At 69.4% G+C, this 12251-nt stretch carries 11 protein-coding genes and 1 pseudogene; 4 read left to right on the top strand and 8 right to left on the bottom strand.

Features of this window, described 5'->3' with window-relative positions:
* Positions 1-52: 52 nt before the first annotated feature.
* Positions 53-331: pseudogene (locus tag IE295_RS29130) on the bottom strand (IS5/IS1182 family transposase); the annotation flags it as partial.
* A 256-nt stretch (positions 332-587) separates the two neighbouring features.
* The gene (locus IE295_RS29125) at positions 588-1010 is read right to left on the bottom strand and encodes a MarR family winged helix-turn-helix transcriptional regulator (RefSeq protein ID WP_190066756.1); all 423 of its coding nucleotides are present in this window, start codon (positions 1008-1010) and stop codon (positions 588-590) included.
* Positions 1011-1173: 163 nt separating this feature from the next.
* On the opposite strand from IE295_RS29125, the gene eno reads away from it, so the two are divergent.
* From eno to IE295_RS29110, 3 genes are all read left to right on the top strand, one after another.
* The gene (gene eno, locus IE295_RS29120; protein WP_190066755.1) at positions 1174-2481 is read left to right on the top strand and encodes a phosphopyruvate hydratase; all 1308 of its coding nucleotides are present in this window, start codon (positions 1174-1176) and stop codon (positions 2479-2481) included.
* A gap of 520 nt (positions 2482-3001) precedes the next feature.
* Positions 3002-4522 (top strand): B12-binding domain-containing radical SAM protein, encoded by a 1521-nt coding sequence (locus IE295_RS29115; protein ID WP_190066754.1) that lies wholly within the window; start codon positions 3002-3004, stop codon positions 4520-4522.
* Positions 4523-4538: 16 nt separating this feature from the next.
* Complete coding sequence (locus tag IE295_RS29110; RefSeq protein WP_190066753.1) at positions 4539-4895, top strand: hypothetical protein; 357 nt, start codon at positions 4539-4541, stop codon at positions 4893-4895.
* Between the two features lie 195 nt (positions 4896-5090).
* On the opposite strand, the gene IE295_RS29105 is transcribed toward IE295_RS29110, so the two are convergent.
* The 4 genes from IE295_RS29105 to IE295_RS29090 are packed head-to-tail and all read right to left on the bottom strand — an operon-like array spanning position 5091 to position 8728.
* The gene (locus IE295_RS29105) at positions 5091-5684 is read right to left on the bottom strand and encodes a GTP-binding protein (protein ID WP_224323446.1); all 594 of its coding nucleotides are present in this window, start codon (positions 5682-5684) and stop codon (positions 5091-5093) included.
* A complete protein-coding gene (locus IE295_RS29100; protein WP_190066752.1) occupies positions 5671-6039 on the bottom strand; it encodes a DUF742 domain-containing protein in 369 nt (122 codons plus the stop codon). Before IE295_RS29100 ends, IE295_RS29105 begins: the two co-directional genes overlap by 14 nt.
* On the bottom strand, positions 6039-6443 hold the full coding sequence (locus tag IE295_RS29095; protein ID WP_190066751.1) for a roadblock/LC7 domain-containing protein: 405 nt from the start codon (positions 6441-6443) through the stop codon (positions 6039-6041). The genes IE295_RS29100 and IE295_RS29095 overlap by 1 nt, the downstream gene beginning before the upstream one ends.
* A complete protein-coding gene (locus tag IE295_RS29090; RefSeq protein WP_224323447.1) occupies positions 6440-8728 on the bottom strand; it encodes a sensor histidine kinase in 2289 nt (762 codons plus the stop codon). The genes IE295_RS29095 and IE295_RS29090 overlap by 4 nt, the downstream gene beginning before the upstream one ends.
* A 670-nt stretch (positions 8729-9398) precedes the next feature.
* Here IE295_RS29090 and IE295_RS29085 point away from each other — a divergent pair.
* Positions 9399-9698 carry a hypothetical protein gene (locus tag IE295_RS29085; protein WP_190066749.1) on the top strand — a complete coding sequence of 100 codons (300 nt, stop codon included), beginning with the start codon at positions 9399-9401 and terminating at the stop codon, positions 9696-9698.
* 65 nt (positions 9699-9763) lie between these two features.
* Here the strand turns inward: IE295_RS29085 and IE295_RS29080 are convergent, their stop codons facing one another.
* Positions 9764-10240, bottom strand: a complete 477-nt coding sequence (locus IE295_RS29080; RefSeq protein ID WP_224323456.1) for a hypothetical protein — start codon at positions 10238-10240, stop codon at positions 9764-9766.
* A 393-nt stretch (positions 10241-10633) separates the two neighbouring features.
* The gene (locus IE295_RS29075; protein WP_190066747.1) at positions 10634-12250 is read right to left on the bottom strand and encodes an alpha/beta fold hydrolase; all 1617 of its coding nucleotides are present in this window, start codon (positions 12248-12250) and stop codon (positions 10634-10636) included.
* Position 12251: the final 1 nt, after the last annotated feature.

The raw sequence follows: 12251 nt of genomic DNA, 5'->3' as shown, positions 1-12251 counted from the left end.
GGCTGGTGTGCAAGGAGTGGCCGAGCGAGGTCCTGGAGTCCTCACCAGGCGTCTACGAGTGGCAGCGCCGAGCTGCTGCCAGGCGGCGCCAGCAGACAATGGGGCATCCGAGGGTGAGGAAGGCTTCGTGGATGTCGTCGCGGATCTCTCAGCGGATCCGTAGGCGGCGGAACCAGTACAGGTGGGCGAATGCGCGCTCCACAACCCAGCGTTGGGCGCCGAGTCCGGAGCCGTGCTCGGCGCCCCGGCGGGCGGTCAGAGGCTTCACGCCGAGGTCCCAGACCAGGCGGCGGTACTTGTCCTGGTCATAGCAACGGTCGGCCAGCACCACGCCGGCGGAGGCCCTGCCGTGGCAGCCGCCGACGGCCCGCAGGTACCTGCGCGGGCGCTCCCTCGGGTGCGGCATTCCGGTGCCCGAGGGCGAGCTGGTGCCCCGGCAGGCAACGTTTGCCCGTGAAGGAGCGCCCGCCGCGGAGCGGCTGTGTCACCGCGGTGCGGCGAAGGGGTATCTCCCTGCTCGAGTGAAGCCGAGAGCTCGGGGGCGCGTGCCGGGCGTCGCGGCGGGGCGAACGCTTTCTGCCAGGGCGCTAGCGTGTGGCGAGCCGCTCCAGCAAGGCGGTGCTCCGTGCCAGCAACGCCCGCTCCTCATCCGTGAGTTCGGCCTCGATGGCCTGGGCGAGCCAACCGGCCCTGCGGCCGCGTTCCGCTTCGAGTGCGGCCCGGCCCGCGTCCGACAGTTCGACCAGCGACTTGCGGCCGTCCGTGGGGTGCGGCCGGCGTGTGATCAGGTTCTGTTCCATGAGCAGCCCCACCGCCCGCGCCATCGACTGGGGGCGTACGCGCTGATCGGCGGCGAGGTCGCTGGTGGTCATGGCGCCGTTGCGGTCGAGCGCACCGAGCACGGCGGCCTGGCCCAGCGGGATGCTGTCCTCGTGTTTGACGCGTCGGGTGAGCTTGCCCATCGCGGTACGCAGTTCGGCGGCGATGGCGGCGGCTTCCGGGGTGGGCATAGGGCATTTTACTCCGTTGGTCAGCAAAGCTGCGCACCTGGCCTGCACAGCAATGCTGTACAGCAAAACTGTGCAGCATTGCTGTAGTGTTTGGCGTTGTCGGGCTCAGCGCCAGCGTTGTCGCAGTCGGGGCCACGGCACACGACAACGGGAAGGACCTCCCATGTCCGCAAAGGCAGACGGAACCGTCAACGCCGCCATCGAGACCGTCACCGCCCGCCGGATCATCGACAGCCGGGGCAACCCCACGGTCGAGGTCGACGTGGTCCTGGCGGACGGGTCCCTGGGGCGCGCGGCTGTCCCCTCCGGTGCCTCCACCGGTGCCCGGGAGGCCGTGGAACTGCGCGACGGAGACTCCGCGCGCTGGCACGGCAAGGGCGTCGACCGCGCGGTGGCCCACGTCAACGGGGAGATCGCGGCGTCCGTGCGCGGCCGGGACGCGGCGGACCAGGCGGGTCTCGACGCCGCGCTGGTCGCCCTCGACGGCACCGCAACGAAGTCCCGGCTCGGCGCCAACGCGGTCCTCGGCGTCTCCCTCGCTGCCGCCAAGGCCGCCGCGGCGGCCCACCGCCAGCCCCTTTACCGCTACCTCGGCGGCGCAGACGCCCACCTCCTGCCGCTGCCGATGATGAACATCGTCAACGGCGGCGCCCACGCCGACAATCCGCTGGACTTCCAGGAGTTCATGATCGCGCCAGTGGGCGCGGACACCTTCGCCGAAGCCGTCCGCATGGGCAGCGAGGTCTTCCACACCCTGCGCCGCGATCTGCTGGCCGCCGGGCACTCCACGGGCGTCGGCGACGAGGGTGGCTTCGCGCCCTCGCTGCGCACCGCTGAGGAGGCGCTCGACTTCGTGATGACCGCCATCGAGCGCACCGGCTACCGCCCCGGCACGGACATCGGCCTGGTCATGGACCCGGCGTCGTCGGAGTTCTTCCGTGACGGGGTGTACGACTACGCGGGCGAGGGGGTGCGCCGCACCCCTTCCGAGAACGCCGACTACCTGGCCAAGCTCATCGACGCCTACCCGGTCGTCTCCATCGAGGACCCGATGGCGGAGAACGACCTGGACGGCTGGCGCGAGCTGACCGCCCGCGTCGGTGACCGCTGCCAGCTCACCGGCGACGACGTGTTCTGCACCAACGAGACGCTGCTGCGCGAGGGCATCCGCACCGGCGTCGGCAACTCGGTCCTGGTCAAGGTCAATCAGATCGGGACCCTGACCGAGGCGCTGGCCGCGGTGGCCACGGCCCACCAGGCGGGCTGGACGGCTGTCATGTCGCACCGCTCGGGCGAGACGGAGGACACCACCATCGCGGATCTGGCGGTGGCGACCGGCTGCGGTCAGATCAAGACCGGCTCGCTCTCCCGCTCCGACCGCACGGCGAAGTACAACCAACTGATCAGGATCGAAGAGGAGCTGGGCGCCTCGGCGCGCTTCGCGGGCCGCTCCGCACTGCGTCGGGCGTGAACAGCAGGCAGAGGTAGAGACCACACGGCCCCCCGATCACGATCGGGGGGCTGCTCGCGTGCCGAGGAGAAGATCGACGGCGACCGCCTGGAACTGCGCCTGGTCATCACCGAAACCACCGACAGCAAGCGTGCCCTGCTGCCCTCGCCCGGCGCGCCGCTGGAGCCGCCGCCGGCACGACCGGTACGCCGCGAGGTCATCAGTCGGCAGCCGTCCCTGGCACCCGCGATGACCAGCGCCGCGCGCATCTCGACGGGCTTGCGCGAAACCCGGCGACAGTCCTCAGCCGCCGAATGGGGTGGAGGAGGGCTCATCCGGACCAACAAAAGATCCCTCGGCCTGCCTCACGGGATGACGATTCACTTGGCAGTCTCGACGCGGTTACCGGCGGGGTTCGCCCCGTGCCCCGGTCATGCCCGTAGAGCGCCATCAACATGAACTCGAAATCGAACTCGAACTCAACAAGACGAGGGCGCTTCCTTCCGGAAGGAAAAGGGGACATGCGGTGAAGGTCGGCTTGTTGGCCCCGCCAATGATGGACGTCGTCGACGGCACCCTTCGGACGATCTCGATGGACGCCGAGCGGGAATGCCCGCCCTACGGCATCTACCTGCTGGCCGCGGCGCTGCGCTCAGCCGGACACGAGGTCGTTCTCATCGACCTCATCGCCGAGCAGAGTGTGGACCTCGCACCGCACGAGCACGAGCTGCGGGGCTGCGAGCTCATGGGTGTGGGCGCCACCTCCTTGTCGTGGCCGAGTGCCCGCGTCGTGCTGCACCAGATCGAGAAACTGCTGCCGACCGTCCCCATCGTCCTGGGCGGCATTCACCCCACGATGTTCGACCGGTACGTGCTCGAGACCTCTCCGGCCACCTATGTCGTGCGCGGTGAGGGGGAACGCGCGCTCCTGCAGCTGTGCGAGTGCGTCGCCAAGGGCGGATCCGTCGCGGACGTGCCGGGACTGACCTGGAAGGCGCCGGACGAAAAGATCGTACGCAACCCTGTCGCCACGAGGATCGACAACGAGGAACTGGGCGCCTTTCCCGTACCGGACTACTCGTCCCTGGCCCCGAACGTGTACAAGGGGCTCGCGATCGAATCGTCGCGCGGCTGCGCGTTCGACTGCTCTTTCTGTTCCACCTCGTACCGACGCTCGTGGCGGCCGATCCCGCCGGAGGAATTCGTCAACCGGCTGACGACCGTCATGCCGCACCTCCCCCTGACCAGGTACGGGACCACACACATCATCGACGACGAATTCTCCATGAACCCGCGGCGGGCGGTGCGCATCACCGAGGTGCTGCGCGAACGCGGCCTCGAACCCTGGCTGGTGTACGACTCGCGGGCGAACGACCTCCTCTTCCCCGGCTACGTCGAGGGCATGGCAGACCTGACCTGCCAGTTCCTGGTGGGCGCCGAATGCGGCTACGACGAGGGGCTCAAGAAGATCGGCAAGGGAACGACGACGGAGAAGCTCCGGCTGGCCGCGGCCAAGCTCGCACGGCACGGCATCGGCGAACGCGCCGACTTCTCGTTCATCCTCGGCCTGCCGTGGGAATCGATGGACGAGATCCGCGCGACGATCCGGTTCGCGGCGGGGCTGCACGCCGAGTTCGGGGTCCGGATCCTCCTGCAGTGGTACCTGCAGATCCCCGGATCCCGCTTGTGGGAGGCCGACCGGGCCGCCGGACTGGTCAACGAGTCGATGTACAACGAATTCGGGTTCTTCCGGAACCTCTACCTCTTCCGTACCGGCGTACGCCTCTCACCGGACGAGTTCTACGAGGTCGCCCAGATGGTCGAGGCCCTCCAACGCGCGACACGGGTCCGCCACCCCGACCGGCGCATGGTGGAGTTCACCTTCCCCTCCGCCATCGCCACCTATTTCCCGGTCGGCGTCATGAACTCCCGTCACTCCGGACTGGTGCGGCTGCGCGAGGTGAGCCGGCCAGGAAAGGCCATCACGGTGGAGGAGCCGAAACCGGTCGACCTCGGTGTTCCCGTGGGCGTGCCGCGCCGGCATTTCGTCGGATACCAGTAGTCGAGGAGGGCCAACGGTGACCACGGACAATCGCAAGGCCGAAACGGCCGGGTACATCCGCCTCATCGAGCGGTCGATCGATGACGGAAAGTTTCGTGACCTCCTCGCGGAGGATCCCGATTCGGCACTGAAGGACATCGGTCTGTGGGTGGATGACCCGGAAGAGCGAGCGCTGATGGCCAAGCGCTTGAAGGAGACCATCAAAGCCCCGGAGAGGGTCGGGGAAGAGGGCGCTCACGTCGCTGTCCTCGTCGTGGTCGGCGTGTGCATCGGCACGAACCTCTCCGTGCCGGAGATGGCCGACCCAGTGGCCTACCGCCAGGAAATCCGGAACCGCGCTGCCAGGGCTGTCGAGGAACAAATCGAAGGCTGACCCGGCAGCTGCTCCAGGCCACCCCGGTGCTCCCAGCCGAGCGCGCTGCAGTGCGGCGGCGCCGGCCGGGGCCACGGTGTCTCCTGACCGACCAGGTCGACGCGCTGCGCCTCGACCACGTGGCCACTCTCCGCCGGACAGCTGCCGGGACAGCCGCCGGACAGCCGCCGGCCGTCCGTGGTCAGACGGCCGCGGTCAGACGGCTGCGGTGACCCGCGCCTGGGTGATGAGCCGGTCCAGCAGCGAGAGCAAGCAGCTGCGGACGTCCTCCCGGGAGCGGGCGTCGAGGAGGAGAACGGGGGTGTCCGGGTCCCTCAGGTGCAGGGCCGCCTTGATCTCCTCGGAGGTGTACGGCTGCTCGCCGTTGAAGCAGTTCGCGCCGACGACGAACGGCAGTCCGCGGTTCTCGAAGAAGTCGATGGCGGGGAAGCTGCGGTCCAGCCTCCGGGTGTCGACCAGGACGATCGCCCCGAGAGCCCCGTGCAGCAGATCGTCCCACATGAACCAGAAGCGTTCCTGGCCCGGTGTGCCGAAGAGGTACAGGACCACTCCGGCGTCGGTGAGGGTGATGCGGCCGAAGTCCATCGCGACCGTGGTCGCCGTCTTGTTCTCGATGCCGTCGAGGTCGTCGACCCCGATGCCCGCGGATGTCAGCCGCTCCTCGGTGCGCAGCGGATCGATTTCGGAGACCGCTTCGACCAGAGTCGTCTTGCCGACGCCGAAGCCCCCGGCGATGAGGATCTTGACGGGGGACGCTTCCGGTGCGGCGGCGGTGTCATAGGCGGGCAAGGTTGTCCCTGATTTTCATGAGCAGATGGACGTTGGAGGTCTCGGAGGCGTCCAGCGGCGACCGGTGGCGGATCAGGCCGCGCTCCAGCAGCTCGCCGAGCAGGACCACCATGGGAGTCAGGCGCATCCGCATCCGGGCGGCGATCTCGGCGACCGCCCGTCCGTTCGGCGACGGGCACATGGCGAGGATCTCCTGCCACTCCGTGGGCAGGCTGCCGTGACCGTGGTCGGCGCCGACAGCCGTTGTGATCACGGTGTCCATCGTCAGGCCGTGGCGGGACGCGGCCGTACGCCCATCGGTGAGGGCGTACAGCCGCGTCCGGCGGCGCCGTCCGGGCTGCTGGTCGGCCTCCATTACGACGTGGGCGTCTGTGAGCGCTCGGGGGTGCCCAGCCACTCGCCGAGCGCCTGCGCGGCGCGGACCGTCTCGCCGCCCAGCTCCCCGAGCCGTGCCTTGCGGGAGGTCACCACGATCAGTGTGCTGCCCGATCCGCACCCGACGAGGCACAGGTACCGGTCGTCCATCTCGACGAGTTGGCGGATCACCCCGCCGCCGTCGATCTCCCTCGAGATGGCCTTCATGGTGGACGCGATGCCGGAGGCCGCCGCGGCGACCCGTTCGGCCTGGTCCCGCTCCAGCATGTAGGCGCTGAGCTTGATCCCGTCGTTGGCGAGGAGCACGGCTCCCTGGATCCCCGCGATCCTGCTCAGATTGTTGTCCAGGATGCTGTAGATCGCATCGTTCTGTGCCGTCGTCATGGCTGGTCCTGTCGGAGTTCGAGTTCCACTTGTCTGGTGCTGTCTTCGTAGTCCGCCCAGGCGTCGGCCACCTCTTCGGGCGTGGCCCCGTCCTGGCCCACCGCTTCGGCCGCCTGGGGCTCGCGGAGTTGCTGGGCCAGGTGGGCCTGCGGGACGCGCTCAGGGAGAGCCGGCCGGGCGGGTACGTCCCCGGAACCGGACCGGGGCGGTGCCTCCGGCGCCGCGTTCCCGGCCTGCCGGACCTGCTCCTTCCGCTGGCGGCGCGGCAGCCCCGACGCGCTGGGAGCGGAGTCGTCCGCCGGATGGCCGGACGGCCGCTGCGGGACGAGTTTCGGCCGCCGCTCCTCGGTGGACCGCGGTTCGGGCGCGGGCTCCTTCGCCGGTTCGGGCACCGCGGCGCGCTCCTGGGTCGCCACGAGGTGCTCATCCGGGACGATCACTACGGCGGACGTTCCGCCGAATGCCGACCGGCGCAGCGTGACCGTCACCCCGAGCTGGTCGGCGAGGTGGCCGACCACGAAGAGGCCGAGCCGGTGCGCGTTCCGGGCCAGCACGGAGTACGGCGGGGCCGAGTGCAAGCGGCCGTTCATCTCCTCGTACCTCTCGGCGGTCACCCGCGGGCCACGGTCCTCGATCTCGATGCAGAGACCGCCGCCGACCAGCTCGGACCGGATGGCGACCCTCGTCGTCGGCGGGGAGAAGCGGGTGGCGTTGTCCAACAGCTCTGCCAGGAGGTGGCTGAGCTGGCTGATCACGCCGGGCTCCACGCTGGTCTCGTCCATGGCGTGCCGGTCGATGCGCCGGAAGTCCTCGACTTCGGCGGCCGCTTCCCGCAGCAGGTCGGCGATGCGCATGGGCTCCGTGTGCGGGTCGGGGACCTCGCCGCCCGCCAGGATGAGCAGGTTCTCGATCTGCCTCCGCATGCCCACCGTGAGCTGATCGGATCTCATGAGGTCGGCGAGGAGCGCCTCGTCCTGGCCGAAGGCGTCCTGGATGTGCTCGGTGAGGGCGAGCTGCCGGCTGACCAGGTTCCCGGTCCGTGCGGCGATGCCGGAGGCGAATACGCTGAAGCCCTGCCGCTCGTCGGCGAGCTCCCGGTGTCCTTCGACGGACACGGCGACGACGCGGGCGAAGGCGTCGCTGATCCGTCCGACCTCGTCCTGTTCGCCCCCCGGCCGGGGCAGTGTGCCGGTGCCGACAGCCTCTCCGCGCCGGAGGCGGGCCACGACGTCCGGGAGGGTCTCCTCGGCGACCACCACCGTGCGGTCGTGCAGGTCCCGCAAACGGCGCAGTACCGAACGCGTGGTGAAGACCACGACGGCGATGACCAGCAGGAGGGCGGCACCGCTCGCCGCCACCAGAAGGACGACCTGATTCTCCAGCTGGGCCGCCCGGTCGTCGGCGTGGTCGAGCAGCTCCTGCAGCTCGTTCTCGTTGAGGGTGTTCAACCGGACGGAAATGGTGCCGTAGGCCGCTCGCCAGTCGCTGACATCCTGCGGCAGCGCGACGCCGGACGAGATGTCCCGGTGCTCGGAGACGACGGACTTCTCGATGCGGGACTTGGTCTGCCAGGCGTTCGAGGTGAGGATCCACTGGAGGGCATCCTGGTCGTCAAGGGGCAGATCGAGAGTGACCGTGTCGTACAAGTAGTCGCTCGCGCCGACGGCTTCGACGAACTCGGTGAACCTGGCGGACGTCAGCTTCCCGGAGGGGCCCGCCAGCGCGAGGATCGAATCCTCGCGAGCCACCACCTCCGCCGCCGAGAACAGAGCCACGAGCGACGTCGACTCCTGCGTGAGCCCGCCGTCGTCGACGTGGCTGAGGTCCCCGAAGCAACGGATCGTTCCGCTGATCACGTCGGTGTAGTAGTCGACGGTGTCGTCCGGGCTGCCGTGGCGCGCGTCGGCGCGTTCGCGCTGGGCCCCCAGGTCGGTCAATCGCCGCGCGACGTCGCGGAGGCGCTCCTTCGCCCGGTCGGAATGGACCTGATCGGGGTCCGACGACTTCAGGAACACGGCCACGGCCCGGTCGGTGTCAGCCCGGCGGCCGCGCAGATCGGCCCCGGACACGGGCATGCCCGACCACCACGCGGCGGTGATCGCGCGCTCGGACTGCAGTTTGGTGATGAGCTGGTACAGGGGTACGCCGGTCTGCCGGCCGGCCGCCACGTCCTTGCGCAGATGCCGGGACTCCTGCACCGACCGATCGGAGCTGATGAGAACCTGGGCGCCCATCGCCACGGTGGGCACCACCGCGAGCCAGACGAGCAAAGTGCGCAGGCGCACGGCCCGTCGTCGGCTTCTTCGTACCGGCTCGCCCGAGCCTTCGGATCCCGTGGGAGTCATCAGTCCTCGTCAACACAGCCGACCATTTCTGGGTGGGTGCCGATCATAACCAGCCAATTTCAGAAACGGTTGTTGAGGTTGACGTACGGGAATGGCAAAGGCATGCAAGAGCAGTTCGTCGCCGGTTGCGGTGATTGTCGACTGTGCCCGGAGATTGAGCGGATTGCGCGCCGAGCCGTCAACGCACCCGGCCGACGGACCCATGACGTCGCCCCCTACGCAGCCCAGGCCCCGGGTCCCGGCGTCCGTGCGCCGGGACCGAGCCGGCCGGTCAGGCGTCTCCGATGTACGGAGTCGGCCAGCGGGATACGACCGCGAAGGCCGACCCGCCCGCCAGAAACGCACCTTCGCGGGCCACGGCGGCGTTGCGAAACACTGCAACACCTGCTGACCAGCAGAAAACGCTCGCGCACACCGGGACCACCGCCCGGGCCGAGCCCCCAAGTGGGGGCGGGAGCCCTCAGCTGGCGACCTGCCCCGTTCCCCACGCCGCGTGAAGTGCAGGTCCGCCCGCGCGCGGCGCCTTCGGGATGCCGCTCCCGCACGCCCATTCCGGCGAGGTCGATCCGGGCCCACTATCAGGGCAGGTACTGAGAAGAGAGGCAACCTCATGAAATCGAGGGCATTCCGCCTCATCCCGGCAGTGGCGGCGCTCATGGCGGGTCTGCTGCTGGCCGGAGCGTCGGGGGCGGCCGTCGCGGCTCCGCCGGAGGATTCCCCGAGCGCGACCAGCGACACCGCGAACAAGTCGAACGACGAGTTGGCACAGGCGAACTGGAAAAAGCGGGGCGAGTACTACCACGACCAGGACTGCTGTTATGCGGCAGGCAACCATGGTCAGCAACTCCACGTATGGAAGCAGTACAAATGCCAGGCTCACGGTCACTGGTGGTGGCTGTACACCAAGTGAACGACGAGCCAGCCCTTGTGTCCTCCGGGCAACTGACCGGAGGACACAAGGGCTGGGGCACGGTCTTAATCCGTCGTAGCGGTCATGTCCTTGCGCATCAGGTCGCGCACGGTCCGGAAGTTGTCCTCGAGCTCCATGCGCACGGCGTGTGCCTCAGCGTCGGCGGGCTCTCTGCCTGCGGCGTAGTGATCGCGCAGATAGCGCATGGACCGGAACGCGGCATACGCTGCGGCCTCCACAGCCGGCGGGGCAACGAGTCGCAGACGCTCAAGAGCGGCGTGAACTCCTGAGGACCGGAACGCCTCTCGCACCACGGAATCTCGTGACATGCCACCCTGATGATCGCCAAGACTGACGGCACGGATGGCCTCTCCGGCCTCATTCATGGCCGTCATGAACTCCGTGTACGCCTCCCGGCGCGTCTCAAGAGCCCGGCTCGACACCTCCCGCCGCCAGCGGTTGCGGTCCGCGACGAGCGTAGCCACGATGCCGATCGCCGCGCCGATGGAGGTCGACAACGCTGAGCCCCAGTCCATGCGCATCACCTTCACACCAACGCTCCACACATGTCATGCAGGCATTGGACACGGCTCCCTGCAGCCCGGAAAAGAGCGCCAGCCATCGCCGACCCCGCCGGACGACGCCCGCAGGACATCGGCCCTACAGTCGCGGTCACCCACCACCTGCAGCGCCCGTAGCTCACGAAGCATCTCACCGGCCCGTAGGCGGCGAACGGCAGCTGCGGCAGGTTCCCTTTGCGCACCGGCCCCTCGCCGACGAGCTCGCGGACTAACGGCGCCGGCAGGCCGTGACCGCGGAACTGGCATAGGCAGCGAACACGCCGATATGGCAGTTCTCGGCGCGGCCCGGCGGTGGAGCAGGGGAAAGGCCTGGGGGCGGTAGCGGAACCGCGCCCAGGACAGACGGCGTCATCGTCACGGCCCGATCTCGAACTGGGGCGGCTTGAGGCCGCTGAGGCATCCGGTGTTCGGGGCGGTCGGATTGTCGAAGAACGAGACGGTGATCTCTTGGGCGCACCGTGACGTGGCGAACACCACATGGGGCTCGTAGGGGACCGTCACGACGGTGGCGCGGCTCAGCGTACGGGCGACGTACGGGCCATTGTCCGCCCCGGTCTGGGAGTCGAAGCCGCCCGAGACGGCAAGGGTGGGGATGTCGCTCCGCGTGACGTCCCGGATCGAGGGCGGGGCCGCGGGGACGTTCCAGACGTCGCAGTCCGGACGGAGGAAGGTGAGCTGCGGAGCCTGGGCCAGTACCGAGCGGGGGAACGACGGGAACGCCTCCCGCCCGTCCCGGATCGCCTCGGCCTGGCTCTCGTACGGCACCCACTCACTGCAGAAGATGCCGTAGGCGAGCCCGTGGGCCTCCCTGCCGAAGGCCTGGGGGCTGAGCTTGCCGCCCGCCCACTGCTCGGCGATCCGCTGCGGATTGCCGTGGGCCAGCTCGTCGAGGGAGCGGGGTACACCCGGCGCCACGTGGGTGGCGGAGGTCATCCAGTTCACCAGGGCTACGCCGTCCAGGACGACTTTCACCGGCTCCGGGTGACCGGGGACGGTGACGGTCGTGGTGACCGGGTGGGCTTCGAGCTCACGGACGAGGCGTTCGAAGGTGGCGGACAGGTTCGGATAGCGGCGGTTGCACGCGGGATCCTCCGCGCAAGCCTTGAACAGACCGTCGAAACCCTGCCGGGCGCTGCTCCAGGTCAGCGCCGATCCCCCTCTGGACGGCGGCAGGATGCCGTCGATCCCGACCGACCGGATTCCCTGGGGGTGCTGGCGCATGTATATGAGCGCCAGGTGGGTGCCGTAGGAGATGCCGAACACGTTCCACTGGTCGATGCCCAGCGCTACGCGCAGGTCCGCGTAGTCGGCGGCGCTCTCGGTGTCGTTGTAGGCGCTGAGGTCGACGCCGCGGCCCGCCAGCTGGTCACGGCAGGTGCGCGTCGCCTCGACGTGCAGGCGCTCGGTGGACGGCGCGCCGTAGACGAGACCGACCGCGCGTGCGTTGAACTCGTCGATGTTGCGGCAGGTGAGCACCGGGTCGGCCGAGTACGTGCCCCGCTGGGACATGAGGATCACGTCCCGGTCGCGGTTCAGGCCGCCGTCGACGGCCATCTTCGCCTCCCCGACGGCGTCGTCGCCGGGCCCGCCGGCGAGCCACACGATCGGGTCGGGTTTCGGTTCGGCGGCCGCCGCCGGCACGATCGCGACACCGAGGGTGATCTTTCGACCGTCGGGCTTCGCACGGTTCTCGGGCACGGTGAGCGTTCCGCAGCGGGCTTTTTCGAGCGCGGCGATCGGCTCCGGCGTCTTCGGGCAGGGGCCCGGCTCGAAGCGGGCATCGCCCACCGCCCGGGCGACCGTGCCGATCGCTGCTCCGGCGAAGGTGCCGGTGCCGGAGCCGGTGCCGTGTTCTGCGCGTGCGGGTGTCGCGAGCAGGCCGGTGAAGAGGATTCCGGTCGCCACCGCGGCCGGCGCGGCGTGGAGCCGGTGCACGGTACGGCGACGGCGGGGTGCGTGGTCGAGTGTCATC

Origin of the sequence: Streptomyces griseocarneus, assembly GCF_014655595.1 — a bacterium.
In the GTDB taxonomy this organism is placed as follows: domain Bacteria; phylum Actinomycetota; class Actinomycetes; order Streptomycetales; family Streptomycetaceae; genus Streptomyces; species Streptomyces griseocarneus.
The sequence above is the reverse complement of the archived record's forward strand: the minus strand, read 5'-3'. Positions and strand labels throughout refer to the sequence as shown.